The organism is Sutterella wadsworthensis 2_1_59BFAA (assembly GCF_000297775.1).
GTDB lineage: Bacteria > Pseudomonadota > Gammaproteobacteria > Burkholderiales > Burkholderiaceae_F > Sutterella > Sutterella wadsworthensis_A.
Genome location: NZ_JH815514.1, coordinates 320,967 through 347,799, shown reverse-complemented (window position 1 = coordinate 347,799; position 26,833 = coordinate 320,967). Strand labels below are relative to the sequence as shown.

The window sequence follows — 26,833 nt, the reverse complement described above, 5'->3', positions numbered from 1 at the left end:
ATAGCAGCCGTCAGCGTGGTCTTACCATGGTCCACGTGACCGATCGTGCCCACGTTAACGTGGGGCTTGGTACGTTCAAACTTACCCTTGGCCATCTTTGGCTCCTGAACAAGCTCCCAGCTCCCGGGAAGGAACTGGAATTATTTAAAGAGAAGGAAAAAATTAGTGGTGCCCATGATGCGGATCGAACGCATGACCTCTCCCTTACCAAGGGAGTGCTCTACCACTGAGCCACATGGGCACGCTTCATGGAGCGGGTGAAGGGAATCGCAGGAGGAGTTGCTCCATCTGGATCTAGTGTCCTTCCGCGCTGCATTTGAGAAATTCGCTTTGCGAAAGTTTCGCTGGTGGAGAGGGATGGATTCGAACCATCGTAGGCGTAAGCCAACAGATTTACAGTCTGCCCCCTTTAGCCACTCGGGCACCTCTCCGTAACGAGGATTTGAATTATGCAGACGTCTTTTCGAACTGTCAATAGCACTTCTTCAAAAAGGCTTAAATTCCGTATTACTACTTAAAAACAATCCCCTTCCCCTAAGATCTCATGCGTATACACTAGACAAACAACCGCATTCACAACCGCCTGCAGGGCCCCGCGTCAATGCCTTCGCTCGACTCGATCATCACCTTCAGCACGCTTGCCGCGCTCGTACAGTTCGGCATCATCATCAGCGTCATCCTGCGCGTCATGTTCACGCGCCACCCGCCCGGATCAGCGTTTGCGTGGATTCTCATCACCACACTTCTCCCCTACTTCGGCTTCATCCTCTACCTTCTCTTCGGCGAACGTCCGATCGGCCAACTCCGAGCCACGCGTTTTCGCAAGCATCTCGCGCACCTTAAGGAGCTCTCGCGCCAGAAGCTCACTCCTACGGGGCCGCTGCCGCGCCACCTCGCCAGACACCGCACGCTCATACATCTGGCGACCCGCATGGGGAACCTTCCCGTAACGTCGGGCACCGAAATCAGGCTTCTCTCCTCCTCAGACGACACGTTCGCCGCCATCATCAGCGACATTGAAGCCGCCTGCAGCTCAATCGACATGGAGTTCTACATCTGGCATCCGGGCGGCGAGGCCGACAAGGTGGCCGCCTCGCTCCTCAAGGCCCATGAGCGCGGCGTGCGCGTGCGCATTCTCGTCGACGACTTCGGCTCGCGCGCCTTCCTCAAGAGCGACACCTGCAGGGCGTTCCGCAATGCAGGGATCGAAGTCGCCAAGGCCATGCCCATGCGGCTCCTGCACTTCTTCGGCCTTCAGCGCGTCGACCTGCGCCTCCACCGCAAGACCATCATCATCGACAACGAGATTGGCTACACGGGCAGCCTGAACATGATCGACCCGCACACCTACGACGCCGCGCGCACCGTCGGCCCCTGGGTCGACGCCATGGTCCGCCTCACCGGCCCCGCCGTGCAGAGCCTGCGCGCCACCTTCCTGATCGACTGGGCCATCCAGCCCGACGGGGACCCCTCAGACCTCGAGCGGGTCCACTCCGTCCCTCCGATCCCACAGCTCGGCACGGCCACGATCGTCACGGTGCCCTCAGGTCCCTACGGTCAAAAGGACCCGAACCTTTACCTGCTGCTCGACACCATCAACGCCGCACGCTTCAACATCACCATCACGACGCCCTACTTCGTTCCCAACGAAGGCCTTGCCACGGCCCTTCTGAGCGCCGCATACAGAGGCGTGAAGATCAGACTGATCGTACCCGCCAACGCCGACAGCAAGGCCGTCACCTGGGCCGCCCGACGCTACTTCGACGACATGCTCTCCGCCGGCGTCGAAGTGCTCCTCTACAACGGAGGACTGCTGCACACCAAGTCCATCTCCGTCGACGACGAATATGCCGTCTTCGGCACCGTCAACTTCGACAACCGCAGCATTCACCTCAACTTCGAGATGATGCTGCTCATCTTCGACGCCTGCTTCATTCACGACCTAAAAAAGCTGCACGACTCCTATGCGGAGCAGTGCAGCCGTCTCGACCCCGAAACCTGGTACCGGCGCCCCGTGTCCGAGCGCCTCAAGGAAGGGGCCTGCTATCTGATTTCTCCTCTGCTTTAAGGAGAGTTACTTTCGCTCCTCGATATCCTCGACGTCGTTCATCTTCCACTTCTTGTTGTCCGACGTCTTGATGCTGAGCACCGTCGTCTCCGTGCGCGTCTCACGCACGTCTTCACGAGCGCCCTGCTCGGAAGCCTGACGACTTGCGGCGGCACGGCTCATCGCCTCGTACCAGTCGGTGGTGCCGCCCGCCTGCCTGGCCTTCCACCATGCCCATCCCCAGGCGACAAGCCCCATCACCATGACGGCGGCGATGACCGCAAGCACCACGGGCAGCATCAGGAAGCCGAGACCGACAAGCACGGCGAACGAAACCAACCCGATCAGGATGCGAACAAAGGGGTTTCCTGACGTCTGAAAAACATAGAGCGGCATAAGCGTCTTTCTCCGATAGGCCTCCGGCGTCTTCAAGTTCTGTGGCACATTGCCGGAGCTTCACATTCAAGTATAAGAGGCGGCCCCGTTCCGCGGCGGCCCCTCATCTATTTCCTTCTAGATGGGGACGAATACACCCCGGGACAAGCGTTCGGGTTGTAAACATTCGTACCCTCAGAAGAATGAACGCAACTATGAGGCCGTTTCCGCCCCACGAAGCGTCATGTTTTTGTAAGATAGCAGACCACCCTATAATTGATCGATCAGCAGGCATCCCCTCACTCAAAAAAACGGATGCTTATCCGTGCAGCTTGCCGGTCAAGCAATGCTCAGTTTTCATTCCCAGAACAGCTTCCAAGCAGTTGTCCTGAGCCACCAAAGAAGATTTATGGACGCAGATAACAAAAACACTCTTCCGGACGTTCAGTCCGCGCGCGACGGCCGCAACATCGCCATCGACCGCGTCGGCGTTCGCGGCATCACCGTTCCCATTACGGTGGAGACCAAGGAAGACACCCTTGCCACCGTCGCCACCGTCGAAATGACCGTGTCGCTTCCTGCAGACAAAAAGGGCACGCACATGTCCCGCTTTGTCGCGCTCATGGAAGAGCATTCCGAACCGCTCAACGTGGACGTCGTCCGCTCTCTCATGGCCGACATGCTCAAGCGTCTTGACGCCGTTGACGGCACGATCGAGCTTCGCTTCCCGTTCTTCATCCGCAAGTGCGCCCCCGTCAGCAAGCTCACCAGCCTCATGAACTACGAGGCCGCCTGGATTGCCGACAGCCGCGGCGGCGTCATCACCGTCCGTCAGGAAACTGCCACTCCCGTGACGAGCCTCTGCCCCTGCTCCAAGGAAATCTCCCGCTACGGCGCTCACAACCAGCGCTCCCGCCTGACGGCCTCCGTCGAGCTTTCCGCTCCGATGAGCCTCGAAGAGCAGATCGCCTATAGCGAGGAGGCCGCCTCCTGCCAGCTCTGGGCCCGCCTGAAGCGCTCCGACGAAAAGTACGTCACGGAATACGCCTACGATCATCCGAAGTTCGTCGAAGACATCGTTCGCGACATGGCCGCCGCTCTCAACAAGGAAGAGCGCGTCGTCGCCTACCGCGTCGAGGCTGAAAACTTCGAATCCATCCACAATCACTCCGCCTACGCCTACATCACGCACGACAAGCGCTGATGCCCGCCAGGCACTGATACGTTCACAGCGTCGGCCTGTTGTCTGAACGGACGGCAGGCCGTTACGTTTTCCCGATCCCTTTCAGATGTGTCCTCACTCCCGAAAAGGTACACTGTGACGATCAGGAAAACGAACCCATCACTCACACGACACTCATCATGCTCGCTCAGCAAAAAGAGGCTCTGACCTCCCTCATTTCCGCCGCGCTCGAAACGCTCGGCGTCACCGGCGTCACCGTCATTCTCGAACGCCCGAAGATGCCCGAACACGGCGACGTCGCCTGTACGGTCGCCATGCAGCTCGCTCGCGCCCTCAAGAAGAACCCGCGCGAGATCGCCACGCAGATCGTCGAGGCCCTCAAGGCCAACCCCGAAAGCGAAGCTCTCATCAAGTCGGTCGAAATCGCCGGCCCCGGCTTCATCAACCTCCGCATTCAGGACAACGCCCGCCAGGAAATCATCCGTCAGGTCCTCAAGGCCGGCACGTCCTTCGGCTGCGGCGACGCCCACAAGAACCAGTCCGTTCTTCTTGAGTTCGTGTCCGCCAACCCGACCGGCCCGCTTCATCTCGGCCACGCCCGTCAGGGCGCCCTCGGAGACGTGCTTGCCAATCTTCTCGCCACTCAGGGCTGGAAAGTCACCCGCGAGTTCTACTACAACGACGCCGGCGTTCAGATCGGCAATCTCGCCGAATCCATCCGCCTGCGCGCCCGCGAGCTCAAGGGTGAAGCCGTCGAACTTCCTGAAAACGCCTATCACGGCGAATACGTGATCGCCATCGCCCGCGACTACCTTGACTGCAAGCCCGTGCATGCGCATGACGGCACGGTCATCGAATCCAAGGGCGACCTTTCCGACACCGACTGCATCCGTCGCTACGGCGTCGCCTATCTGCGCAACGAGCAGGACGACGACCTTGATGCGCTCGGCGTACACTTCGACAACTTCTACCTCGAGTCCTCGCTCTACGCCTCCGGCCGCGTGCAGGCCGCCGTGCAGTCCATGATCGACTCCGGCCGCACCGAAGAACGCGACGGCGCCCTCTGGCTCAAGACCACCGAATGCGAAGACCTCGGCATTCACGACGACAAGAACCGCGTGATGCGCAAGGTCGACGGCACCTTTACCTACTTTGTGCCCGACGTCGCCTACCACCTTGCCAAGTTCGAGCGCGGCTTCACCAAGGCCGTCAACATTCAGGGCTCCGACCATCACGGCACGATTGCCCGCGTCCGCTGCGGCCTTCAGTGCTGCGCGCTCGCCCGTCAGATGAGCATCCCGAAGGAATTCCCCGAATACATCCTTCACAAGATGCTCTCCGTCGTGAAGGACGGCGAACCCGTCAAGATGAGCAAGCGCTCCGGCAACTACGTCACGCTGCGCGACCTCGTCGACATGGCCGGCCAGGACGCCGCCCGCTTCTTCCTCGTTGCCCGCAAGGCCGATGCCGAATTCGTCTTCGACATCAACCTCGCCCAGCAGAAGAGCGACGAAAACCCCGTCTACTATCTGCAGTACGCCCACGCCCGCATCTGCTCCGTGTTTGCGAACGCCAAGGAAAAGGGCTACGAAGTTCCGTCCGCCGACGAACTCATCAAGGCCGATCTCTCTAGCCTCGTGAGCGAGCAGGCCATGGACCTGATGGCCAAGATCGCCGAATATCCGTCGCTTCTCACGCTGGCCGCCAAGGACCATGCGCCGCACATGCTCTGCTACTACCTGAAGGAGCTCGCCGCGGCCTTCCACACGTTCTACAACGCCGAACGCGTCGTGATCGAGAACGATGTCGAGCGCAACGCCCGCCTCGCTCTCCTTGCCGCCACCCGCCAGGTGCTCGGCAACGGTCTCGCGCTTCTCGGCATCAGCGCGCCTGAATACATGGCCCGCCGCGAAGATGCTTAATCAAGAGGACTATCCACAGTGGCCCGTACCAATCTTGCTTCCGGCTTTGCCGGCTTTCTGATCGGCGTCGTCACCGGCTGCGCAATCTGCGCAGCCGCGGCGGTGTTCATCACCAACAGCCCGATCCCCTTCGTCGAGAAGGTTCAGAAGGTGACCGCTGACGTCGACCCCGCCCAGAAGCTCGCGGGCGGCATCGATCCGAACCGCGCCCTCAATGAGCAGCAGGAAAAGAGCGCCGAACAGGACGATTCGTCCGGCGTCAAGACCGTGACCGTCGCTCCGCCGGTCCAGTCCCAGCCTCAGTCTCAGACGCCCGCCGCCGGAGCTGGCGGCAGCTACTGGCTGCAGGCCGGTGCTTTCAAGGAAGAGAAGAGCGCCCATGACCTTACGGGCTCCCTCGCCCTCACCGCAGGCATCAGCAATGTGCAGGTGGTGAAGGCGGGCAGCGTCTGGCGCGTCCGCATCGGCCCCTTCGACAACAAGCTGGAGGCGTCTGAAGTCCAGAGCCAACTCGACAATCAGGGCATTCAGACCACGGTGGTCCGCTGAGTCCTCTAGAGTCCAAGCAAAAAGAGCAGTCCTCATGGGCTGCTCTTTTTTTTGTTTCATGCGGATCCCCGTCGGCTCAGCTTTCCGCCGCCACGATGTCGAGCACGGCGTCGCCGTAGTTGACGAGCTTCTTCTCGCCAACACCTGAGATGCGTCTCAGGGCCTCAGGGGACGTCGGGCGCTCGCGCACTATCTCCAGCAGGGTCGCATCCTTGAAGATGACGTAGGGAGGCTTGCCGAGGCTCTTCGCCTCATCACTCCTCCACTGGCGCAGCGCTTCGTAGAGGCTTCTGTCACGCTTGGAGAACTCCTGCAGCAGGGCCTCCGTCTGCGAATGCTCGCGGCGCTTCCTGCGCGTTTCCGCCACACGCTTTCTCACGCTGATCTTCATGTTGCCCCGCAGCAGGTCGCGGGCAGCCTCTCCAAGGCTCAGCGCATTGCGCGCCGTCGGATCCACCCAGACGACATGGCGTGCGACAAGCTGGCGAAGCAGAATCCGCCACTCGGCCGCCGACAGGTCCTGTCCGATGCTCCAGGTCGAGAGCTTGTCGTGGGAAAAGCGAGCCACGCGGTCCGTCATGTTGCCCATCAGCACGTCGATGACGTGCTGAGCGCCAAAGCAGACGCCGCTCGCCTCGCGAATGCGGTAGATGCAGGAGATGAACTTTTTGGCGGGCACCGTCATGTCGAGGAGGTCGGGCGGCTCGAGGCAGTTGTCGCAGTGACCGCAGGGCTCGGACTTTTCGCCGAAGTAGGCCAGAAGCCTCTGCCTTCGACAGTCGGGCGCCTCGGCCAGACCGAGCATGGCATCGAGCTTCTGCGTACAGAGCTGCTTGTGCATCTCGTCCGCATCACTCGCATCGATGAAGAAGCGCTGGTTGACGACGTCGTTGAGGCCGTAGGCCATCCAGGCGTCGGCGGGCTCGCCGTCGCGTCCCGCGCGCCCCGTTTCCTGAAAGTAGCCTTCGATCGACTTGGGCATGTCCACGTGCGCCACGAAGCGCACGTTCGGCTTGTCGATGCCCATGCCGAAGGCGATGGTCGCCACCATCACGATGCCGTCCTCACGCAGGAACCTTGCCTGATTGCGAGCCCTCTCCTCTGCGGGAAGGCCCGCATGATAGGGCAGCGCCTCGATACCGCAGCCCGAGAGGTACTGCGCAATCTCCTCGGTCGTGCGGCGGGCCAGGCAGTAGACGATGCCGCTGTCACCCGAATGCTCGTACTTGATGAAGTTGAGGAGCTGCTCCTTGATGTTGCGCTTGTCGACGATGCGGTAGAAGATGTTCGGCCTGTCAAAGCTCGCCACGAACTCCCTGGCGTCGTTGAGAAGCTTTCCGACGATCTCCGCCCTCGTCTTCTCGTCGGCCGTGGCCGTGAGCGCAATGCGGGGAACCTGAGGATAGCGGGTCCTCAGCAGCTCCAGCTCTCCGTACTCGGGACGGAAGTCATGTCCCCAGACGCTCACGCAGTGCGCCTCGTCAATGGCGAAGAGCGAGACGTTGACCCTGTCGAGCAACGAGAGCATAGAACTCATCATCAGGCGCTCGGGCGCCACGTAGAGCAGATCCAGCCTGCCCGACAGAAGCTCGTCCTTCACTCTGGAGGCCTCCTCGGGCGTGAGAGACGAGTTGAGATAGGCCGCCTTCACGCCGACTTCGTCCAGCGCATCGACCTGATCCTGCATGAGGGCGATCAGGGGGGAGACCACGACGGCCACGCCGTCGCGCAGCAGCGCGGGAATCTGATAACAGAGGCTCTTGCCACCGCCTGTCGGCATCAGCACCAGAGCGTCCCTGCCCGACACGACGGTTTCAACCACCTCCTCCTGAAAGCCCCTGAAGGACTCGTAGCCGAAAACCTGATTTAGCACCTCGATCGGGGTATTGAAACGTCGCATATCGTCGGATGAAGTCAAAAAAATTGCCGAAGTCAAACTTCGGCAATTTTAAATCAGCAGGGCGGCGCAAGTCCGTCCCTGCATTTCGGAAGGATTACTCCCCGCGTTCCAGACGCTCGGCGCGCTGGCAGGCGGCGATCGTGAAGAGCGCGTCGCTCGAGGAGTTCAGGGCCGTTTCGCAGGAGTCCTGGAGCACGCCGATGATGAAGCCAACGGCGACCACCTGCATGGCGGTGTTCTGATCGATGCCGAAGAGACCGCAGGCAAGCGGGATGAGCATCAGGGAGCCGCCCGGCACGCCGGAGGCGCCGCAGGCGCAGATCGAGGCCACGAAGGAGAGGAACACGGCCGTGCCGAGGTCAACGGGAATGTTGAGCGAATAGGCGGCGGAAAGCGTCAGCACGGTGATCGTGATGGCGGCGCCGGCCATGTTGATCGTGGCACCCACGGGAATCGAAATGGAGTAAGTGGATTCAGGCAGGCCGAGGCGACGGCAGATTTCCAGATTGACCGGAATGTTCGCGGCGGACGAGCGGGTGAAGAAGGCGGCCACGCCGGATTCGCGGAGCGTCATCAGCGTCACGGGGAACGGATTCTTGTGGGTGCAGAACCAGACGAGGAACGGATTGATGACAAGAGCCACGAAGAACATGGAGCCGAGAAGCACCACGAGAAGCTGGATGTAGCCGATGAAGACTTCGGCGCCGGTCGTGGCGAAGGTGTTCGCAACGAGGCCGAAGATGCCGACGGGGGCGAAGCGGATCACGAGGCGGACCACGAACTCGACGCCCTTGGCGGCGTCATTGAGCACTTCGCGCGTGGCGACGGTGCCATGGCGCAGCACGACGCCCATGGCGATGGCCCAGGCGAGAATGCCGATGTAGTTGCCGGACGAGATGGCGTGGACGGGATTGTCAACGACGTTGAGAATCACGTTGCCGAGCACCTCGCCGATGCCGCCGGGGGTGGTGGCCACAGCGTCGGTCGCCGTCAGGATGAGCTTCGTGGGGAACATGAAGCTCGCCACGACCGCAACGATGGCGGCGGAGAAGGTGCCTATCAGATAGAGGACGATGATCGGCTTGATGTGGAGGTTTTCGCCGGACAGGTTCTGGTTCGCAATCGAACTCATCACGAGCACGAACACCAGAATCGGGGCGACGGCCTTAAGAGCCGTCACAAAGACGGTGCCGAGGAAGCCGCAGCTGACGGCTGCGGCGGGAGCCGCATAGGCAAGCGCAATGCCAAGTACCAGACCGACCAAAATCTGCTTGACAAGCGATGCCTGCAGGAACGGCATCGCAAAATTGAAGACTCGCTTCATTGTTGTACTCCAGGTGACATTCTTCTTTCGTACGGCCTTTTTCTGCCTTCGGCGACCAAGCCTCGGCGGCATTCGTACGCATTTGTTTACATTACCAAAAACTTCACCTCCAACACCCTCTTCTTCCAAGCTTCACAGCCACCAAAATGTCAATCAGATTTACAACTGTTGATTCGCATCAAAGCGACTGGGTGGGTTCCGCCTAGGCTCAGCCCGGCCTCTCCGGCCTGCGGCAGCCCTTCGGCCCCTTCCGCGCCGCCCTGCGACTCGCGGTAATATTGGATCTTCGTCAGCTTCTTTCCGCGCCCCTGTCCCATGATGAGAAAGCCTGCAATTGGGTTTGTTCTTGCCTGCGTCTTCCTCGACGCACTGGGCATCGGGCTCATTGTTCCTGTTCTTCCGAGGCTCATCGGATCGCTCGCTGACACGCGCGACCTGCAGACCAGCTGGTACGGCGCAATCATGGTGAGCTACGGCCTGATGCAGTTCTTCTTCGCGCCCATCCTCGGCGCCCTTTCTGACCGCATCGGACGGCGTCCCGTGCTGCTTACGGGCATTCTCGGCCTTTCGATCATGATGATCGTGCCCGCCGTCAGCCAGTCCCTGCCCTTCATCCTGCTCTCGAGACTTGTCGGCGGCATGATGAGTTCCAACATCGTGGTGGCGCAGGCCTACATCGCCGACGTGACGCCCTCTCACCAGCGCATCGCCTCCTTCGGCAAGATCGGCGCAATCTTCGGGATTGCCTTCGTGCTCGGCCCCGCCGTGGGCGGCGTGCTCGGCCAGACCGATCCCAAAATTCCGTTCTTCGTCGCAAGCGCCATCTGCGCCCTCAACTTCCTCTACGGCTTCTTCATCCTTCCCGAGAGCCTCAGGGTCAGGTCGACGGCTCCGCTCTCCCTCGGACGCCTCAACCCGTTCTCCGCCATCTGGAGCCTGGCAGGCAACCTCAGTCTTCGCCCGCTGCTCGTCGTCATCACACTCTTCACGCTTGCACAGAGCCTGATGCAGTGCACCTGGGCGCTCTACACGGAATACCGCTACGCCTGGACGCCGCTCATGATCGGCATGTCGATCTTTGCGCTCGGCCTCTCGATCAGCCTCACGCAGGGCTTCATCCTGCCGCGTCTCGTCCAGAAGCTCGCGCCGGGACACATCATCGTGACGGGCCTCCTCATCGGCCTTTCCTCCATGCTCGTCATCGCGCTTTCGCCGTCGGGCGCGGTGAGTCTCGCCATGGTCTGCCTCTTCGCCGTCATGGGCATCGTGGGGCCGACCATTCAGGGCCTCATCAGCAGGCGCTGCGAAGCAAGCACACAGGGCGTCAACATGGGAGCGGTCAGCTCGCTCAACAGCTTCACGGGCGCCATCTCGCCGCTCATCGGCACTCCTCTGCTCATGATCACGGCGGACCACCACATGCATCCCGTCCTTGCAGGCGCGCCCTACCTTGCCACCGTTCTACTCATCGCCTGCGCGCTCGCTCTGACATTGAAGACGAACGTCGGCGGCGATTGAAGGTCAACGGCCCCTACAGCCCATAACGAAAGAAGCACCGTTGGAAAACGGTGCTTCCTTCATTTTTTACGGCCCGTCCGGTCTCTTGACCGGACGGCATCAGGTGCATCAGATGGACTCGGGCACCATGTCGATCGCGCCGCAGGGACACTCGTTGGCGCAGATGCCGCAGCCCTTGCAGTACTCGTAGTTGATGCGGAACTTCTTGCCGGGACCGAGCTTGATGATGGCATTGTCAGGACAGACGCCGTAGCAGTTGTCGCACTCGAAGCAGTTGCCGCAGGACATGCAGCGGCGGGCCTCGAAGAGCGCAGTCTGCTCGGTGAGCCCCTGGACCACCTCGTCGAACGTCGTCTGACGGCGAACGAGGTCAAGCTGGGGACGCACGGACTTGGGCGCATCCGCGTAGTACCACGTGTTGAGACGGCCGAAGGTCGCGGGCTGGCGTTCTTCGGCGGCAGGCATCGGACGACCGGCAAGCCAGGCATCGATCGAGCGGGCGGCTCGCTTGCCATGGCCGATCGCCACGGTCACGTTGCGCTCGCCCGGCACCATGTCGCCGCCGGCGAAGATGCCGGGACAGCCCGTCATCATCGAACCGTCGACCACGACGCTGCCGTTCTCCATCTGAAGGTCGTCGATGCCTTCGAGGAACTTCAGGTTCGTCTCCTGACCGAGGGCGAGCACGACGCTGTCGGCGCTCACCGTCTCGAACTCACCCGTCGGGACGGGACGGCCGCTCTCGTCAAGCTTCATCTTCTCGATGCGGATCTCGCCTTCGTCGGCATGCGCAATGGTGGAGAGCCACTTCATGTGCACGCCTTCCTCGATGGCCTCCTCGATCTCGAACTGATGGGCGGGAGCGCGCTCGCGGGTGCGGCGGTAAACGACCAGCGGCTCGGCGCCAAGGCGCTTTGCGGTGCGGGCCACGTCGATGGCGGTGTTGCCGCCGCCGTAGACCACCACGCGGCGGCCCAGAAGCGGCTGCTCCTCGCCTTCCATGGAGCGGAGCACCGTAACGGCGTCAAGCACGTGCGCGGCGTCGCCGGCGGGAATGTAGGCTCGGCGGGCAAGGCTTGCGCCAACGCCGAGGAACACGGCGTCAAAGCCGCCTTCCTTCATTTCGGCGGCCAGATCGGTCACCTCGCGGGAGAGCTCGAACTTCACGCCAAGCTCGGCGATGCGCGCGATCTCCTTGTCAAGAACCTCACGGGGCAGACGGTACTTCGGAATGCCGTAGCGCATCATGCCGCCTGCGGCCTTGGCGCCGTCGCGCACGCAGACCTCATGACCCATGCGGGCGAGATGGTAGGCGGCGGAAAGGCCTGCAGGACCTGCGCCCACGACAAGAACGCGCTTGCCGCTCTTCGTCTCGGGCTTCTTGAACGACCAACCGTTTTCAAGCGCATGGTCGCCGAGAAAGCGTTCGACGGCGTTGATGCCGACGGACTCGTCGAGCTCGCCGCGATTGCAGGCGGACTCGCACGTGTGGTAGCACACGCGGCCCATGCAGGCGGGGAAGGGATTGTCCTCGACGATCTTCTCCCAGGCGTGACGGTAGTCGCCGCTTTCAGCATGGTAGAGCCATGCCTGGCACTGCTCGCCGGCGGGACACTTGGCATTGCACGGAGGGAGGCGGTTCACATAGACCGGGCGCAGCGTGCGCCAGCTTCCGGTGCGGTTGGCCAGCGACGTGCCGACATCGAGCGTAATGGCAAAGGGTTTGCTGCTCACAGATATCTCCTAATCTTCTCTATCAAAAGTGATGAGCACGCTCATCACCCTGAACCGCCGTCGGATGCGTTTCGACCTCTTCCTCGTCGATCAGGCCGTAGTCCTTGATATTGCGGTCCGCCATGGCCTGAATGCGGGCGATGACGGTGAGGTCCGCGTTCTTGCCGAACAGGTGGGCGAAGCGCTTCTGCGGCTTCAGATACTGCTCGACGGGAATCTTGCGGCGGATCTTGCTCACGCCGGTGACTTCACCGTATTCAGCCTCGAAAACGGGGAAGATGCCGGTCTGCTGAGCCATGCGGGCCATCTGAACCGTCAGGCCGGAACCGTGTCCCCAGCCGAGCGGGCAAGGCACGAGAATGTGGATGTAGCGGGCACCGCGCACGCTCATGGCCTTCGTCACCTTGCGCTCAAGATCGCGAAGATCGGCCACGGTCGCCGTCGCGACGTAGGGAATGCCGTGCGCCATTGCGATGAGCGGCACGTCCTTGCCCTGGCCCCAGGCGTTGCCGGGTTCGTCGCCCGCGACCTGGGTCGTCGTCGTGCGGGCGGCGGGAGGCGTGGCGGACGAGCGCTGCACGCCCGTGTTCATGTAGGCCTCGTTGTCGTAGCAGATGTAGAGCACGTCATCGTTGCGTTCGAACATGCCGGAGAGGCAGCCGAACCCGATGTCGGTCGTGCCGCCGTCGCCGCCCATGGCGATCACGCGGGTTTCAGCGCCGCCCGACTTCTTCGCCTTCACCTTGAAGGCGGCGGCCATGCCGGTCGCCACCGCCGCAGTGTTGCCGAAGAGGGAGTGGAACCAGGGCAGCTGCCAGCTCGTTTCAGGATAGGGCGTCGAGAAGACTTCAAGGCAGCCCGTGGCGTTGGCCGCGGCCAAACGGCCGTTCACGGCGCGCATCGCCGCATCAACCGCGTAGCGGGCGCCGAGCGCCTCGCCGCAGCCCTGACAGGCGCGGTGACCGGACGTGAGCGCATTGGTGCGCTCCATGGAGGCCTGCCCCGCACGCTCTTCAGGCGTGACAAGACGGTTGCCTACGGTGAAGGTTCCCGTTTGATAGAAATGTACGACCTCGCTCATTCTTTAAATCTCCTCGCCCTGAAGAATCTTTCTTTCATTCACTTCACGGTTCAACGATTCGGCCACGGGGCCGGTGTGGCGCTGTTCGGCCTCGCGGGCTAGCTGATGCTCGACAAGCGTCCTGTCAAGGTCGAGAAACACCGTTTCGTCGGGGAGCGTACCGTTGCAGGCGGACTCGAACACCGCGCGCAGGCTCGCCTTCGTGACCGCGCGGCCGCCAAGGCCGGCAATGACGCTGCGAAGCTCCACGGGCTCCCTGCGGACGGCCTTGAGCACGTCGAGATAGAGCGCGCCGCCGCTGCCTGCGCTCACCATGCGTTCGAGCACGACGAGCGTCTTGACGGACTTGACGGCCTCGCGAAAGGCTTCGTCGGGGAACGGACGATAGCTCTTGAGGCAGAGCACGCCGATCCTGACGCCCGCCTCGCGCATTTCGTCCACCGTGTCCTTGATCGTGCCGAGGATGGAGCCCATGGCAAGCACGCAGACCTCCGCATCCTCCATGCGATAGGTGTCGAGCAGACCGCCCGACTTGCGGCCGAAGCGCTCTGCGAAGTCCGCAGACGCCTTTTCAATGGCAGGCAGCGCATCGAGCATGCGCTTGTGGGCAAGCCAGCGGACTTCCGTGAAGGCCTCGGGGCCGACCATGGCGCCGATCGAGTACGGATGATCGGGATCGAGCACCTGACGCGGCTCATAGGGCGGCAGGAACGCGTCGACGTCCTCCTGGGAGGGAATGTCCATGCGCTCGAAGGCGTGGGTGAGCACGAAGCCGTCCATGCAGACCATGACGGGCAGCGAGAGCTCCTCCGCGATGCGGAAGGCCTGGATGTGCAGGTCGACGGCCTCCTGATTGGTCTCCGCAAAGAGCTGGATCCAGCCGCTGTCGCGCTGGCTCATGGAGTCCGAATGGTCGTTCCAGATGTTGATCGGTGCGCCGATCGCACGGTTGGCGACCGTCATGACGATCGGGAGTCCGAGACCGGACGCGTTGTAGACCGCCTCGACCATGAAGAGCAGGCCCTGGGAGGCGGTGGCCGTATAGGCGCGGGCGCCGGCAACCGATGCGCCGATGGCAACGGACATGGCCGCGAACTCGCTCTCGACGTTGATGTACTCGCAATCCTTGAGGACGCCCTTGCGGCAGAGCGCGCCAAGGGCCTCGACGATGTGGGTCTGCGGCGAGATCGGGTACGCGCAGACGACTTCGGGGCGGCAGAGCGCCACGGCCTGGGCAACGCCCTGGCTGCCTTCCAACTGCTTAAGCATGAACACCTCCGAGCATCGACTTGACCGAATCAAAGGCCAGCTTCGCGACTTCGGCGTTGGCCTGGGCGACACGGCCCGAGAACTTTTCGTTGTAGGCGGCGATGACGCTTTCGAGCTTCATGCTGCCCGTCATGGCGGCCATGCCCGCGAGCATTGCGGCGCCGGGCAGGGGGCGGCCGATCTTTTCAAGAGCATAGGCCGTGGCCGGCACGCAGAGGAAGTGCCCCTCAGGCAGACGCTTCTTCAGATCCTCAAGTCCGAGAGCCTCGGGCGTCTCGCTCGAATTGATGAGTACATAGCCGTCCTCGCGCAGGCCCTTGAACACGTCGACGCTCTCGAGCAGCGTCTTGTCCTGCACGAGCACGACGTCCGGCTCGAGCACGGGCTCCCTCAGGCGGATCTCGGAAGATGCGAGACGGGCGAAGGCCACAACCGGCGCGCCCGTGCGTTCGGAGCCGAAGCTCGGGAAGGCCTGTGCATGATGGCCCTCCATGAAGCCGGCGAGCGCCAGCATCTCCGCAGCCGTAACAACACCTTGTCCGCCGCGGCCGTGAATGCGAATTTGGAACACTGCAGTCCCCCCGTAAAAATGATGGCCGCACCGCTATCTCCTGGGCGGAGCTGCGACCGTTCTGATCCTGTGTCCGAAGCCTCTTTTGAGTCATCGGCAAAACCCGTTAACTCTACCAAGGTTGACACTCATGTATCCGATTATTATGTTTGATTGTATTAGCCCGCGGCCGTGGACGCCTGTCCTATTCACGCTAATCCTCGGCCGACCCGCCCGCAATCTCCGCATTTCGACCGCCATGCCCCTCCGTTCGCCACGTCCTCTTGTCGCTTTTTCCGCAATCGCCTGTGCCGTAGTGCTTGCGGGTTGTTCGTCGCTCCTGCCCCAGGGCACGCCGGGCGTCTCCGGTCAGGACGGCAGGAGCGTCTCCCACTGGCGCGACGCCATCAGCTCCGCCAGCAGGATCTCCACCCGCACGGCCAGGGGCCGCATGCACTTCGTCTGCTCCTACGACGCCAAGGGCTTCTACTGGCGCTTCTCGCATCCCTCGGGAGGGCTCTACCGCGGCAACACCAAGGTGGGCACGCTCAATTCCGACTGGAGCATCACCGCCTCCGACGGCACCACCCTGAAGATGTCCGTCCTCACGAACGGACCGAGGCGAAGCGCCGAGGATCTGACCGACGCCGTCTTCAAGGCCTCGGCCCCGAAGAAGGGAACCTTCGCGGGCGTGCGCTATGTGGAGCGCACCAATACCCGAGGCGGAATGCCGCTCACCAAGTGCTCCGCATCACAGCAGGGACAGCGTCTTTCGCGCCCCTTTGAGGCCGACTACACGTTCTGGCGTTGATGCCTGTTGAAGGCGGAATCACATTCCTGCTCCGATTTTCGGCCAAGATAGGCCAAATTTTGATAAAATTGTAGGTCTTTACTACAAAATTTCATCGGAGAAGCTATTCATGGTTCCTGCCGCTACGACGGTCGGAGGCTATCTGCAAAGCCTTCCCAACGACCGGCGCGTTGCTATGGCGCGAGTCTGCAGCATGATTCGCCGCTCTGCCCGAGGCGTTCGTGAAAGCATGCGCTTCGGACTCGCCTTTTATGAACTCGACGGGCCGCTCTTTGCCGTCGAATCCCATGAAAAGTCGCTTGTCCTCTATCTGGCCGAGCGAGACGTCGTCAAGGATTTCAAAGACAAGATCAAGAACATCGACATCGAGCACTGCCGCGTTGAATTTCCCGATCTTAACTGCCTTTCGCTCGACGTCGTCGAAAAGCTTGTCCGCGCCTCCCTTGTCTGCAGGCGCGCCCGCAAGGCCAGCGCCGAAGAGCCGCCGTCCCAAGCTGATCTCGTCGCCCTCTGGGGCCTGACCGAAAAGGACGTCGAGGCCGCCCCGCCGATCGTGCGCATCACGATCAACCGCGAAGACGAGGAAGCGCCCGCCGCCAAATAAGATGCCGCGCGTCGAACATCAAAAAAGCCTGCAGCTCAAATGCCGCAGGCTTTTTCTTTTTCCCTTCACAGGCTCCCGCTCAGCCGCGGAACTCCCTTCCGATCCATTCCTCGATGATGCGGCTCACCTCCTCGGGACATTCCGTCAGAGGCCAGTGGAAACAGTTGACGACGGCCCAGGAACCGTCGCGAAGACTCCTGACCCATTCCTGCATGCGGCCCGCATCCGTGAAGGTTCCCGACGACGCGCCGATCACCAGCACGGGGAACCCGACGCCGGAGAGATCAGGCGTTTCGCGGCCCACTTCGAGAATGTCGCGCATGTAGCAGGCGGTGTGAATGTGGCCGAGGTCCTTGAGCGGGGACGAGTATTCGTCGATGAAGGCCTGCAGGGCGTCGCCGCCTCGGGCCAACATCTCCCGCGCCTTGCGGTCGTGCGCCCTGAGGCTGTAGTGGGGCATGCGGCGGCGGATGCCGAGCGCATTGAGCATGCGGGCGAGGAACTCCACGGTGACGAGAAGCGGATACTTCCTGCGATGCGCGAGGGCGGAGGGCGTAAGGGCGGACGTCACCAGAGGATCCATCAGCACCATGCCCTGGATTCGGTCCGGGTACAGCACGGCGGCACGCATGGCGATCTGTGCGCCCAGGCTGTGCCCGACAAGCACGGCCTTCTCAATGCCGGCGTCGTCCAGCACCCGCATCAGGTCGGCCGCATGAATCTCAAGCGTCGCCTTTTCGCGGGACTCGCTCGCACCGTGTCCCCTCAGGTCAAGGCGAATGATCCGCCAGCCTTCGCGCAGCGGCGTCTGCTCCGTAAACTCCTCCCAGCGGCTCGCATTGGAGCCCACGCCGTGAATGAGCACGATCGTGCCCGCACACGGGCCGCTCCTGCATGAGGCCACGGCATAGCTGAGGGCTCCGTCTGCGAGCGCAACCTCTCTGTGCTCCTCTCCTTCGACCAGATCAAACAGCAGTTCTTCGGGGCATCCCACTTTCATTTCTCCTGACGGCTACGTTCGATCCAGCGATAGACGGTGCGCTCGCTCACGCCGAGATGCGCGGCAAGGTCGGCTCTGGATCCCTTCCAGCCTCTAATTAAAGCACGCAGGCGCGCCTCCTCGGAGGCGTCCCGCCCCTCGGCAGGAACAGGCTCGTCGTCGAAGAGGGTCTCGACGCCGACGATTTCCCCGCGGCTGAAGATGGCCGCGCGCTCGAGCACGGCCTGCAGTTCGCGCACGTGACCCCGCCACGTGCGGCGGGAAAGCGCCTCGCAGACGCCCGGAGCAAGCCTGAGCTCGAGTCCCTTCGCCTTCAGGCTCTGAAGCGTGAGGCGCACGATCTCGGGCAGGTCCTCCGCACGCTCCTCCAGTCCGGGCACCCGGATCGGGCAGACGCAAAGCCTGTAGTAGAGCTCCTCCCTCAGGACGTCCGCCTCCAGCAGTTCGGCCAACGACTTTCTCGTTCCGCAGACGAGGCGGATGTCGGCTCGCTCGCAGCTCGCGCCCTCCGTGTCAACCCAGCTGCCCGTCTCGAGCATCCTGAGCACGGCGCCCTGCATGTCGGCCGAGAGCTCCTCGATGCCCTTCAGATACAGCGTGCCGCCGGAAAGACCGAAGGGGGCGGTGAGCTGGAGCTCCCTGCTGAGCTTTGCGGGCGTCAGCCCCCTGCAGTCGACGCAGAGAAAGGAGTGTGCTGCGCGGCGGGAGTTTTCATGAAGCAGGCGGGCGAACTCCCGCTTGCCGCTCCCCGAAGGCCCGATGAAGAGCACGGGCACGTCGAGCGCGGTGACGAGCGAGATCTTCTCGAGGACGGCCTTCGTGGCTGGCGACTCGGCCACGACACCCCTGAGATTCAGGGGCTCCTGGGTGCCGTTTCGGTCCGCAATCGACTCCATGAAGAGCACCGCTCTTCCGTCCGCCCCCTTGAGCGGCGTGCTGCAGAGCTCGAGATAGCGCACGCCCGTCGGCCCGAGCTCCCTGCGCAGCACCGTCTCGGACGCCCCCGTGACGGCCGCGCTCTCAAGCGGACAGCGCTCGCCGCATTCGGCGCAGCACGACGACTTGTGGAAGAGAAGCTCATAGCAGCTCCTTCCTGCAAAATCCTGCCGCCCGTAGCGCCTCACGAAGGCGCGGTTGGCATACGCCACCGTATGGTCCGCCCTCACGAGAAGCCTCGGATCGTCAAACGCGTCGAGGACGGTCTTCAACTCAGAACTGACTGACATATCTGCCACTCCGCATGTCAAACTGACTGCCATACTGACACACTCATGTCGTTTTAGTCAATTTGCAAGTTTTGTTAGAAAGTTCCTGCGGTTTTTTCGGCTCGGACGGCCTTAGCATGAACCTGTTGATGTGCATCCGTCGTATTTCCCAGCAATGAAAACCAACAACGTCTCCCCTGGCAAGTCGAAGCTCGGCCGCGAAATCGCAGTCGTGATCGCGTGCAAGCTTCTCTTCATCTTCGGCCTCTGGTACTTCTTCTTCAGTCCCGAGCATCGTCCCGAAGTGAATGCCGACGTTGTCGGAAACGTCGTGCTGGGCGCTGCGGACGCACCTGCCAAAGCCAATCCAACCAAATAACATCTGGAGTCCTCAATGATCCCATCTGATCTTGTTGACCTGTCCCGCCTTCAGTTTGCGGTGACCGCGATGTACCACTTCATCTTCGTGCCCCTGACGCTCGGACTTTCGTTCATGCTCGTGGCCATGGAAGTGACGTACGTCCTTACCGGCAAGGAAATCTACAAAGACATGACCCGCTTCTGGGGCAAGCTCTTCGGGATTAACTTCGCCCTCGGCGTTGCCACCGGCATCACCATGGAGTTCCAGTTCGGCACGAACTGGGCCTACTACTCCCACTACGTGGGCGACATCTTCGGCGCCCCGCTCGCCATCGAAGGCCTGATGGCCTTCTTCCTTGAGTCCACCTTCATCGGCCTATTCTTCTTCGGCTGGGACCGCCTCTCCAAGGGCAAGCATCTTGCCGCTACGATCCTCATGGCCGTGGGCTCCAACCTCTCCGCCCTCTGGATTCTCGTTGCCAACGCCTGGATGATGAATCCCGTCGGCGCTGAGTTCAACTTCCAGACGATGCGAATGGAAATGGTCGACTTCTGGGCCGTTCTCACGAACGAATGGGCTCAGGCCAAGTTCGTCCACACCGTCGCCGGCGGCTACATGACGGGCGCCATCTTCGTGATGGCCATCTCCGCCTACTACATGCTCCGCCGTCAGGACCTGCAGTTCGCCCGCTCCTCCTTCCGCCTCGCCGCCGTCTTCGGCATGATCGCCACCCTGATGACCATCCAGATGGGCGACGAATCCGGCTACCTCGTCACGAAGGACCAGCCGACCAAGATCGCCGCCATGGAAGCCATCTGGGAAACGCATGAGGCTCCGGCTCCGCTGACGCTCTTCGCCATCCCCGACGAAGCCGCCCAGACGAATCACGCCCAGATCGACGTGCCCTGGCTCTTCGGCCTGATGGGCACCCGCTCCCTCTCCACCGAGATTCCGGGCATCAAGGAGCTCACGGCCCAGGCCGAGCAGCGCATCGTCAACGGCCAGAAGGCCATCGGCGTACTTGAACAGCTCCGCAAGGATCCCGCCAACGAACAGCTCCGCGAACAGTTCCTCGCCGTGCGCGACGACCTCGGCTTCGGTCTTCTCCTGAAGCGCTACACGAACGACGTCAACGCCGCCACGCCCGAAATGATCAAGCAGGCTGCCGCCGACACGATTCCGTCCGTGACCCCGATGTTCTGGTCCTTCCGCATCATGGTCGGCTCCGGTCTGGCCATGGCCCTCGTCTTCGTCCTCGGCCTCTTCTATTCCTTCAGGAATGAAATCGCCGAGAAGGCCTGGTACCTGCGCCTCGCCGTGCTGGCCCTGCCGCTTCCCTGGATCGCCAGCGAAGCCGGCTGGTTCGTCGCCGAATACGGCCGCCAGCCCTGGACCATCTACAACGTCCTTCCGACGCATCTCTCCGTCTCCGCTCTCACCGCGGGTGACGTCGCCGGTTCGCTTCTGGGCTTCGGCGTCCTCTACACCGCCCTGCTGGTCGTGGAGATGTGGCTGATGATCCGCATCAGCAGGCGCGGCCCGAGCGCTCTCGGCACCGGCCGCTACCACTTTGAACGCAACTAAGCCGAGGCTCTGACATGATCGACTATGAAATCCTCAAAGTAATCTGGTGGCTTTTCATCGGCGTGCTGCTCGTCGGCTTCGCCGTCATGGACGGCCACGACATGGGCGTCGGCTCGCTCCTGCCGTTCCTCGGCAAGGACGACAACGAGCGCCGCGTGATGATCAACTCCGTCGCTCCGCACTGGGACGGCAACCAGGTCTGGCTCATCACCGGCGGCGGCGCCATGTTCGCCGCTTGGCCGATGATGTACGCTACGGCGTTCTCCGGCTTCTACTGGGCGATGCTCGTCCTGCTGATGGCCCTCATCTTCCGTCCCGTCGCCTTCGACTTCCGCTCCAAGGTGGCCGCCACGAAGTGGCGCACGACGTGGGACTGGCTCCTGTTCCTCGGCTCCGCCATCCCGCCGGTGATCTGCGGCGTCGCCTTCGGCAACCTGCTGCAGGGCGTTCCGTTCCACATCGACGAAACGATGCGTCCGATCTACACGGGCTCGTTCTTCGGCCTGCTGAATCCGTTCGGCCTGCTCTGCGGCGTGCTCTCGCTCGTCATGATCGTGGCCCACGGCGGCAACTACCTGACGCTTCGCACTGAAGGTGCCCTGCAGGCCCGTGCCCGCAACGTCGCCTTCATCGCAGGCATCGTCTCCGCCGTGCTCTTCGTGATCGGCGGCCTCTGGGTCTGGGCCGGCATCGACGGCTACGTCGCCGTCGCCGGTCTTGATCCCGCCGGCCCGGCCAACCCGCTCGCCAAGACCGTCGAGATTCAGGCCGGCGCCTGGTTCGCCAACTTCGCCTCCGTGCCCGTGCTCTGGCTCGTGCCCGCTCTCGGCGTGATCGGCGCGCTCGGCGGCGCCGTCATGGTCCGTGCGAACAAGCCCGGCTTCGCCTTCGTGCTCTCGGCCGCCTCGCTGCTCGGCATCATCCTGACGCCGCTGCTCGCGATGTTCCCGTTCGTCATGCCGTCCTCGACGATGCCCAACGCCGGACTCACCCTCTGGGACTGCACGAGCTCGCAGCTGACGCTTGAAATCATGCTGTTCGTCACGCTGATCTTCCTCCCGCTGGTGCTCCTGTACACCGGCTGGGCCTACAAGGTCATGAGCGGCAAGCTCAACAGCGAATACATCGAGAAGAACTCGCACTCGCTCTACTGATCGAGCGCAACATCCGACAACCGGGACCGGCCCAGCCGGTCCCGACTGAAAGAGGAAACAACCATGGCTTACTTTTACTGGGTGATGGGGCTGGCCTTTGCCATCCTTCTCGCTTCCGTCGTTGAAGTCGTCCTGTCCAAGAATGAGCACTGACGAACTCAAGAAGACGCCCGGCGCCAACGGATTCATCCGCACGCTGTCCATCCTCGCGGCTGCCGCCGTCGTGGCTCTGGTCGTGATCTATCCGCGCGCCGTCGCCACGGACGGCGCGTCGGTGCCGCACGGCTGGTTCGTCCTCATGATGATGGGCATGAGTATCTGTTGGATCTGCGGCTTCGGCTTCACGCCGGAGAACCGCTGGTTGCGCAGGCTGCTCTCTCTGCCCGTCGGCTGGACCATGCTACTGATCGGCGCCTGGCAGGTTTTTTCATAAGGGGAAAGGACGTCATGTCGAATCTCAATTCTCTCTACGCACGCCTGGGCGGCGAGGAGGGTGTCATTCGGCTGGTCAAGGCCTACATCGAGGCTCTGAAGACGCTTCCCGGGGCCCAGAGGCTTCGCAGCCTCTACCCGGAGGACCTCTCCAAGTACGAGCTGCGCATGACCGAATTCCTCAGCACCTGGCTAGGCGGTCCCGCGCTCTATCAGGAGCGCCACGGCATGCCCATGCTGAGGGAGAGCCATCGAAGCTTCGCCATTGACGGCGAGGCGCGCGATGAATGGATGCTCTGCATGCGAACGGCCCTTCGCGAGACGGTCTCCGACGAGGAGCTCCGCCTCTACCTCGAGGGCGCCTTCTGGCGCATGGCGGACAGCCTCCGCACCAAATGAGAGAAGCCGCCCATCAGGCGGCTTCTCTCATTTGGCGCGGTGCGGATCAGAAGTCCGAGTACCGCTCGTGCTCGGTCTGCAGGACCGTCACCTCGATCTGAAGCGAATCACGATCGTCGCTGATCCAGAGGATGCCGTCCTGGATCGTGACCGCAAGCTTCATGTTGCGCGACGCCATCGAGGCAAGCGCCGTCACCTGATCGTCGGGCACGCTCACGACCGTGAGCTTGCCGATCTTGGCGAAGTCTCCCTTGTTTCCCTCCCACCAGGGTTCGACGCGATCCTCGCCGTAGGCGACGATCTGCACGTGTTCGCTGCGGCCCGCAGCCTTTCTCACCTGCTTGACGTCGGGACATCCCACCTCGATCCACTGGACGATCGCCCCCGTGTCGTCAATCTCCCAGAGCGCGGGTTCGCCTTCCGTTGAAAGTCCGCGGCCGAACTCCAGACGTTCGCCCGCCAGCCGGCAGAACGCCAGCACGCGGAGCATCAGGCGCTCCTCCGTTTCGGAAGGATGACGTGCGATCGTGAGCACGTAGTTGCCGTAACTGTCGCGGTCCAGGTCCGAGACGTCGATCGTCGCCTTGTAGACGGTTGCTCCCAAAGCCATTTCGTTTTGTTCCTTTGCGTCCTTCCCGTGCCGCCATCAAAGCGGCAGCGCCTCGTGACGTCCGAGCCTGAGCCAGCCGTAGCCGATGCGGTACGCAATCCAGACGCCGAGAACGAGAAAGCCGATGATCAAGATGAAGAATCCGATCCCGAAGAAAAGCAGGGCCCAGCCGAAGAGCCCCGTTACGACGAGCCAGAGCGCCGCCAGCCAGAAGGTGCGGATCTGCCATGCGAAATGGCTTTCAAGGTACGTCCCCTCCGCGTCGCCGCGGAAGATGTAGTTCAGGATCACTGCCAGAATGGAAGGCCACGAAAAGATGAAGGCGCCTGCAATGGAAGCGCCCGTCATCAGTCCGAGCAGGATCGAGACGGTGTGCAGGCCATAAACGACGTGCGCGACGATGCGCGTGCCGTCGGACGGTTCGTATACCCGGGGTTCCATGGTTCTTCCTCTAAAATGTTCATGCCTTGACCTTTCCGCCAACGCATCGCCATGAATTTTATCAGCGACTGGGCGCTCCCCATCCTTTTTCTTCTCGCATCTGCGGACCGAACCGCCGCCATCCTGATGGCGGTGCTGTTTGCGACCGCCCGCATCACGGGACCCGCTGAAGCGGCCGGCGCCGTCGCGCTCGGCTCGGCGTGCCTCACGCTCCTGCTGTGGCGGATCGGCCTGCGGCACAAAAAGAGAGAGGAGGTTCCGCCGCCTTCTGCCTGCGACTATACAATAGGGCAGTGGCTCCGGAAACACGGTCCGGCAGGCGCGGCCGCAAGAGTCGTGCCCGCAGTCGGATGGCGCTTCAACGGCACCGTCGCGCTTGCCTCGCAAAGCGGCGGCAGGCCCGCCGTCTGCCTCTATGCCGTCCTCTTCACCGTGCTCTGGGTCCTCTTCTGGATTCTTGTCCTCATGCCTGCGGCCGAGCGGCTCATGGCTGCGACGACCACGCTCACGCACGTAAGGATGACGCTGCCCGGCCTGATGCTGCTCGCCTTCACGGCGGCCGTCGTGCTGAGGACCGCGCTCTGCCGCCTGCATCAACGATATCAAGAGAAAAAACATGAGAATTCTTGTCGCTGAAGACGATGACATGATCGGTGAAAGCCTCGTTGCCTTCCTTGAAAGCGAGGACTACGCAGTCGACTGGGTCCGTGACGGACAGTCCGCGCTGCTCGCCATGAAGACCACGCCGTTTTCCCTCGTCATCCTCGATCTGGGCCTGCCCGGCAAGGACGGCCTTCAGGTTCTCAAGGAGGTCCGCGCCCGACGCGACCCGACGCCCGTTCTCGTGACGACCGCCCGCGACACCGTCGACGACCGCGTCAAGGGTCTCGACAGCGGCGCCGACGACTATCTGGTCAAGCCCTATGAGCTCGATGAGCTCTCGGCCCGCGTGCGCGCCCTGCTGCGCCGCTCCGCAGGCCGTGCGGACCCGATCATCGAACGCGGCGCCCTGAGGATCTCCCCCGCCACGCGCGAAGTCACCTTCAACGGTGAGCCCGTCATCCTCTCCTCCAAGGAGTACGCTCTGCTCGCAGCCCTCGCCGAACGCCAGGGCGTCGTCTGGAGCCGCTCCCAGCTCGAGGAGAAGCTCTACAACTGGGACAATACCGTGGGCTCGAACGCCATCGAGGTTCACATCCACCATCTGAGAAAGAAGCTCTCCGACAACGCCATCAAGACCGTGCGCGGCGTCGGCTACCTTCTCGAAACCTAGTCCATGCACTCCATCCGCAGGAAGCTCCTGATTACACTGATCGGCGCGCTGCTCGCGGCCGGCTTCACGACGGCCGCGGCAACGTTCTTCTCCGCCCAGACGGAGTTCAACAAGTTTCTCGACACGCATTTGAAGGAAACGGCGGAATCGCTTGCGCAGTCCGTCACGCACTCCTTCCCGCTTGCCGATCCCGATCACCTGACCATCATCGGCGACGCGCAGTCCTACCACATCGTGGTCCAGGTCTACGACTCCGCGAACAACACCGTCTGGCAGCGCGAGGATCAGCCATACCTGCCGCTTCCCGACGCGCCGGGCTTTGCCAGAGCCAAGCTCAACGGTGTCAACTGGCGCACCTACTCTACGCCGGCTGGCCCGCTCATCATCACGGTGGGCCAGGACACGGCCGTGCGAACCGAACTCGCCGCCTCGTCCGCCTTCCGCGTCCTGCAGCCTCTCTGCCTGCTTCTGCCCTTCATCGCGATCGCCGTCTGGATCGTGGTGGGCAGCGGCCTCGCACCACTCGAGAAGACGGCACGCTCCGTCGCACGCCGATCGCCCACGTCTCTCGAACCCATCTCGACGAAGGGGCTTCCGCTTGAGCTCGCAGGCCTCGTCAGCGCCATCAACCAACTGCTGGACCGACTGCGCGAAAGCCTCTCCGCACAGCAGCGCTTCGCCTCCGACGCCGCTCACGAACTCCGCACGCCGCTGACGGCCCTCAAGCTTCAGGTTCAGCTCGCACAGCGCGCCAAGACCGACGAGGCGCGCGAGAAGAGCCTCATGCGCCTCAACGAGGGCATCAACAGAGCCACCCGCCTCGTGCAGCAGCTCCTCACGCTTGCGCGTCTCGATCCCGATTCGACGAAGCATCCCGCAAGCACGATCAAGCTCGACAGCCTCGCCCACAGCGTGTGCGAGGACATGACGCCCATTGCCTCCCAGAAGAGCATCACGGTCACGGCCGTCACGAAACCCGCCTCAACGGAAGGGCTCGAGGACGCCGTGCGGCTGATGATGACGAACCTCACGGACAACGCCGTGCGCTACACGCCTGAGGGCGGGCGCATCGAAATCCGCACCCGAACCGATGCGGACACCGACGGCGCAGTCATCGAAATCTGCGACAACGGTCCGGGCATCGCCCCCGAGGAGCGCGAACGCGTCTTCGACCGCTTCTACCGCGCGCTCGGCACCAAGACCTCGGGCACAGGCCTCGGGCTCGCCATCGTCAAGCGCATCGTCGACATCCATCATGGTACGATCGCAATCGACGACGGCCTTGACGGGCGCGGCACGACCTTCCGCATCCGCCTTCCGAAGCTCGGCGCAGCCGCTGCGGCTGTCTGACAGGGACTTCCCTTCTGTTACAAATTTAACCCCTGTTGCACAACCATTACCTGTAGCTGATACCCCGTCCATCCGTTTTGCGATAAAGTTGTTGGATCAATTGGGAAACAATGCGGCCCAGCCGCATCGTTTCCGGGACTCACACTCAGGAAAAAAG

Annotated in this window: 27 protein-coding genes and 2 tRNA genes; 15 read left to right on the top strand and 14 right to left on the bottom strand. The window is 62.4% G+C overall.

The window, feature by feature from the left end; translation table 11 throughout:
* The 3 genes from HMPREF9465_RS03730 to HMPREF9465_RS03720 all read right to left on the bottom strand — a co-directional run.
* Nucleotides 1-95: GTP-binding protein (locus HMPREF9465_RS03730; RefSeq protein ID WP_005434227.1), on the bottom strand; the 95-nt coding region annotated here is incomplete at its 3' end.
* A gap of 71 nt (nt 96-166) precedes the next feature.
* Nucleotides 167-241, bottom strand: a tRNA-Thr gene (locus tag HMPREF9465_RS03725).
* A gap of 104 nt (nt 242-345) precedes the next feature.
* Nucleotides 346-431, bottom strand: a tRNA-Tyr gene (locus tag HMPREF9465_RS03720).
* Nucleotides 432-601: 170 nt separating this feature from the next.
* On the opposite strand from HMPREF9465_RS03720, the gene cls reads away from it, so the two are divergent.
* Entirely contained in the window at nt 602-2,068 is a 1,467-nt protein-coding gene (gene cls, locus HMPREF9465_RS03715; RefSeq protein WP_005434224.1) for a cardiolipin synthase, read from the top strand.
* 6 nt (nt 2,069-2,074) lie between these two features.
* Here the strand turns inward: cls and HMPREF9465_RS03710 are convergent, their stop codons facing one another.
* On the bottom strand, nt 2,075-2,443 hold the full coding sequence (locus HMPREF9465_RS03710) for a hypothetical protein (RefSeq protein ID WP_005434223.1): 369 nt from the start codon (nt 2,441-2,443) through the stop codon (nt 2,075-2,077).
* A gap of 388 nt (nt 2,444-2,831) precedes the next feature.
* On the opposite strand from HMPREF9465_RS03710, the gene folE2 reads away from it, so the two are divergent.
* From folE2 to HMPREF9465_RS03695, 3 genes are all read left to right on the top strand, one after another.
* Entirely contained in the window at nt 2,832-3,626 is a 795-nt protein-coding gene (folE2, locus tag HMPREF9465_RS03705) for a GTP cyclohydrolase FolE2 (protein WP_005434222.1), read from the top strand.
* A gap of 158 nt (nt 3,627-3,784) precedes the next feature.
* Nucleotides 3,785-5,527: an arginine--tRNA ligase gene (gene argS, locus HMPREF9465_RS03700; protein ID WP_005434221.1), complete on the top strand. Its 1,743-nt coding sequence runs from the start codon at nt 3,785-3,787 to the stop codon at nt 5,525-5,527.
* Between the two features lie 18 nt (nt 5,528-5,545).
* Nucleotides 5,546-6,076, top strand: coding sequence for an SPOR domain-containing protein (locus tag HMPREF9465_RS03695; RefSeq protein WP_005434220.1), 531 nt, complete (start codon nt 5,546-5,548; stop codon nt 6,074-6,076).
* A 76-nt stretch (nt 6,077-6,152) separates the two neighbouring features.
* Here the strand turns inward: HMPREF9465_RS03695 and recQ are convergent, their stop codons facing one another.
* Both recQ and sstT read right to left on the bottom strand, forming a co-directional pair.
* Nucleotides 6,153-7,976, bottom strand: a complete 1,824-nt coding sequence (gene recQ, locus HMPREF9465_RS03690; protein WP_005434219.1) for a DNA helicase RecQ — start codon at nt 7,974-7,976, stop codon at nt 6,153-6,155.
* A 94-nt stretch (nt 7,977-8,070) separates the two neighbouring features.
* Nucleotides 8,071-9,300: a serine/threonine transporter SstT gene (gene sstT, locus HMPREF9465_RS03685; protein ID WP_005434218.1), complete on the bottom strand. Its 1,230-nt coding sequence runs from the start codon at nt 9,298-9,300 to the stop codon at nt 8,071-8,073.
* Nucleotides 9,301-9,615: 315 nt separating this feature from the next.
* On the opposite strand from sstT, the gene HMPREF9465_RS03680 reads away from it, so the two are divergent.
* Nucleotides 9,616-10,818 carry a tetracycline resistance MFS efflux pump gene (locus HMPREF9465_RS03680; protein ID WP_005434217.1) on the top strand — a complete coding sequence of 401 codons (1,203 nt, stop codon included), beginning with the start codon at nt 9,616-9,618 and terminating at the stop codon, nt 10,816-10,818.
* 108 nt (nt 10,819-10,926) lie between these two features.
* Here HMPREF9465_RS03680 and HMPREF9465_RS03675 read toward each other — a convergent pair whose 3' ends face one another.
* Genes HMPREF9465_RS03675 through HMPREF9465_RS03660 form a run of 4 tightly spaced genes read right to left on the bottom strand, consistent with a single transcriptional unit; the run spans nt 10,927 to nt 15,473 of the window.
* Nucleotides 10,927-12,552, bottom strand: coding sequence for an NAD(P)-binding protein (locus tag HMPREF9465_RS03675; RefSeq protein ID WP_005434215.1), 1,626 nt, complete (start codon nt 12,550-12,552; stop codon nt 10,927-10,929).
* Between the two features lie 22 nt (nt 12,553-12,574).
* Nucleotides 12,575-13,633 carry a thiamine pyrophosphate-dependent enzyme gene (locus HMPREF9465_RS03670; RefSeq protein ID WP_005434213.1) on the bottom strand — a complete coding sequence of 353 codons (1,059 nt, stop codon included), beginning with the start codon at nt 13,631-13,633 and terminating at the stop codon, nt 12,575-12,577.
* A 3-nt stretch (nt 13,634-13,636) separates the two neighbouring features.
* The gene (locus tag HMPREF9465_RS03665) at nt 13,637-14,902 is read right to left on the bottom strand and encodes a transketolase C-terminal domain-containing protein (RefSeq protein WP_005434211.1); all 1,266 of its coding nucleotides are present in this window, start codon (nt 14,900-14,902) and stop codon (nt 13,637-13,639) included.
* Nucleotides 14,895-15,473, bottom strand: coding sequence for a 2-oxoacid:acceptor oxidoreductase family protein (locus HMPREF9465_RS03660; RefSeq protein WP_005434209.1), 579 nt, complete (start codon nt 15,471-15,473; stop codon nt 14,895-14,897). The genes HMPREF9465_RS03665 and HMPREF9465_RS03660 overlap by 8 nt, the downstream gene beginning before the upstream one ends.
* A gap of 238 nt (nt 15,474-15,711) precedes the next feature.
* Here HMPREF9465_RS03660 and HMPREF9465_RS12195 point away from each other — a divergent pair, with 238 nt between their 5' ends.
* Together HMPREF9465_RS12195 and HMPREF9465_RS03650 are read left to right on the top strand one after the other, a co-directional pair.
* Nucleotides 15,712-16,263: a DUF3455 domain-containing protein gene (locus tag HMPREF9465_RS12195; RefSeq protein ID WP_147645216.1), complete on the top strand. Its 552-nt coding sequence runs from the start codon at nt 15,712-15,714 to the stop codon at nt 16,261-16,263.
* Between the two features lie 193 nt (nt 16,264-16,456).
* The gene (locus HMPREF9465_RS03650) at nt 16,457-16,867 is read left to right on the top strand and encodes a DUF1801 domain-containing protein (RefSeq protein WP_231289334.1); all 411 of its coding nucleotides are present in this window, start codon (nt 16,457-16,459) and stop codon (nt 16,865-16,867) included.
* A gap of 79 nt (nt 16,868-16,946) precedes the next feature.
* On the opposite strand, the gene HMPREF9465_RS03645 is transcribed toward HMPREF9465_RS03650, so the two are convergent.
* Both HMPREF9465_RS03645 and HMPREF9465_RS03640 read right to left on the bottom strand, forming a co-directional pair.
* Nucleotides 16,947-17,867 carry an alpha/beta fold hydrolase gene (locus tag HMPREF9465_RS03645; protein WP_038006350.1) on the bottom strand — a complete coding sequence of 307 codons (921 nt, stop codon included), beginning with the start codon at nt 17,865-17,867 and terminating at the stop codon, nt 16,947-16,949.
* The gene (locus HMPREF9465_RS03640; protein WP_005434201.1) at nt 17,864-19,093 is read right to left on the bottom strand and encodes a sigma 54-interacting transcriptional regulator; all 1,230 of its coding nucleotides are present in this window, start codon (nt 19,091-19,093) and stop codon (nt 17,864-17,866) included. The genes HMPREF9465_RS03645 and HMPREF9465_RS03640 overlap by 4 nt, the downstream gene beginning before the upstream one ends.
* Nucleotides 19,094-19,247: 154 nt before the next feature.
* Between HMPREF9465_RS03640 and cydP the strand changes: the two genes are divergently transcribed.
* The 5 genes from cydP (at nt 19,248) to HMPREF9465_RS03615 (ending at nt 23,002) form a co-directional block, all read left to right on the top strand.
* The gene (gene cydP / locus HMPREF9465_RS03635) at nt 19,248-19,451 is read left to right on the top strand and encodes a cytochrome oxidase putative small subunit CydP (protein WP_005434200.1); all 204 of its coding nucleotides are present in this window, start codon (nt 19,248-19,250) and stop codon (nt 19,449-19,451) included.
* 15 nt (nt 19,452-19,466) lie between these two features.
* The gene (locus tag HMPREF9465_RS03630) at nt 19,467-21,017 is read left to right on the top strand and encodes a cytochrome ubiquinol oxidase subunit I (RefSeq protein WP_005434198.1); all 1,551 of its coding nucleotides are present in this window, start codon (nt 19,467-19,469) and stop codon (nt 21,015-21,017) included.
* A 14-nt stretch (nt 21,018-21,031) separates the two neighbouring features.
* On the top strand, nt 21,032-22,171 hold the full coding sequence (gene cydB / locus HMPREF9465_RS03625) for a cytochrome d ubiquinol oxidase subunit II (RefSeq protein ID WP_005434197.1): 1,140 nt from the start codon (nt 21,032-21,034) through the stop codon (nt 22,169-22,171).
* A 142-nt stretch (nt 22,172-22,313) separates the two neighbouring features.
* Complete coding sequence (locus HMPREF9465_RS03620) at nt 22,314-22,604, top strand: cyd operon YbgE family protein (RefSeq protein ID WP_005434195.1); 291 nt, start codon at nt 22,314-22,316, stop codon at nt 22,602-22,604.
* Between the two features lie 14 nt (nt 22,605-22,618).
* Nucleotides 22,619-23,002: a group II truncated hemoglobin gene (locus tag HMPREF9465_RS03615; RefSeq protein ID WP_005434194.1), complete on the top strand. Its 384-nt coding sequence runs from the start codon at nt 22,619-22,621 to the stop codon at nt 23,000-23,002.
* A 46-nt stretch (nt 23,003-23,048) separates the two neighbouring features.
* On the opposite strand, the gene HMPREF9465_RS03610 is transcribed toward HMPREF9465_RS03615, so the two are convergent.
* Together HMPREF9465_RS03610 and HMPREF9465_RS03605 are read right to left on the bottom strand one after the other, a co-directional pair.
* Nucleotides 23,049-23,612, bottom strand: a complete 564-nt coding sequence (locus HMPREF9465_RS03610; RefSeq protein ID WP_005434193.1) for a YaeQ family protein — start codon at nt 23,610-23,612, stop codon at nt 23,049-23,051.
* A gap of 36 nt (nt 23,613-23,648) precedes the next feature.
* The gene (locus HMPREF9465_RS03605; RefSeq protein WP_005434192.1) at nt 23,649-24,053 is read right to left on the bottom strand and encodes a DUF4870 family protein; all 405 of its coding nucleotides are present in this window, start codon (nt 24,051-24,053) and stop codon (nt 23,649-23,651) included.
* A gap of 51 nt (nt 24,054-24,104) precedes the next feature.
* On the opposite strand from HMPREF9465_RS03605, the gene HMPREF9465_RS03600 reads away from it, so the two are divergent.
* Genes HMPREF9465_RS03600 through HMPREF9465_RS03590 form a run of 3 tightly spaced genes read left to right on the top strand, consistent with a single transcriptional unit; the run spans nt 24,105 to nt 26,676 of the window.
* A complete protein-coding gene (locus HMPREF9465_RS03600; RefSeq protein ID WP_005434191.1) occupies nt 24,105-24,689 on the top strand; it encodes a hypothetical protein in 585 nt (194 codons plus the stop codon).
* A complete protein-coding gene (locus tag HMPREF9465_RS03595) occupies nt 24,670-25,326 on the top strand; it encodes a response regulator transcription factor (protein WP_005434190.1) in 657 nt (218 codons plus the stop codon). Before HMPREF9465_RS03600 ends, HMPREF9465_RS03595 begins: the two co-directional genes overlap by 20 nt.
* Before the next feature lie 3 nt (nt 25,327-25,329).
* A complete protein-coding gene (locus HMPREF9465_RS03590) occupies nt 25,330-26,676 on the top strand; it encodes an ATP-binding protein (protein ID WP_005434189.1) in 1,347 nt (448 codons plus the stop codon).
* The last annotated feature ends 157 nt before the right edge of the window (nt 26,677-26,833 follow it).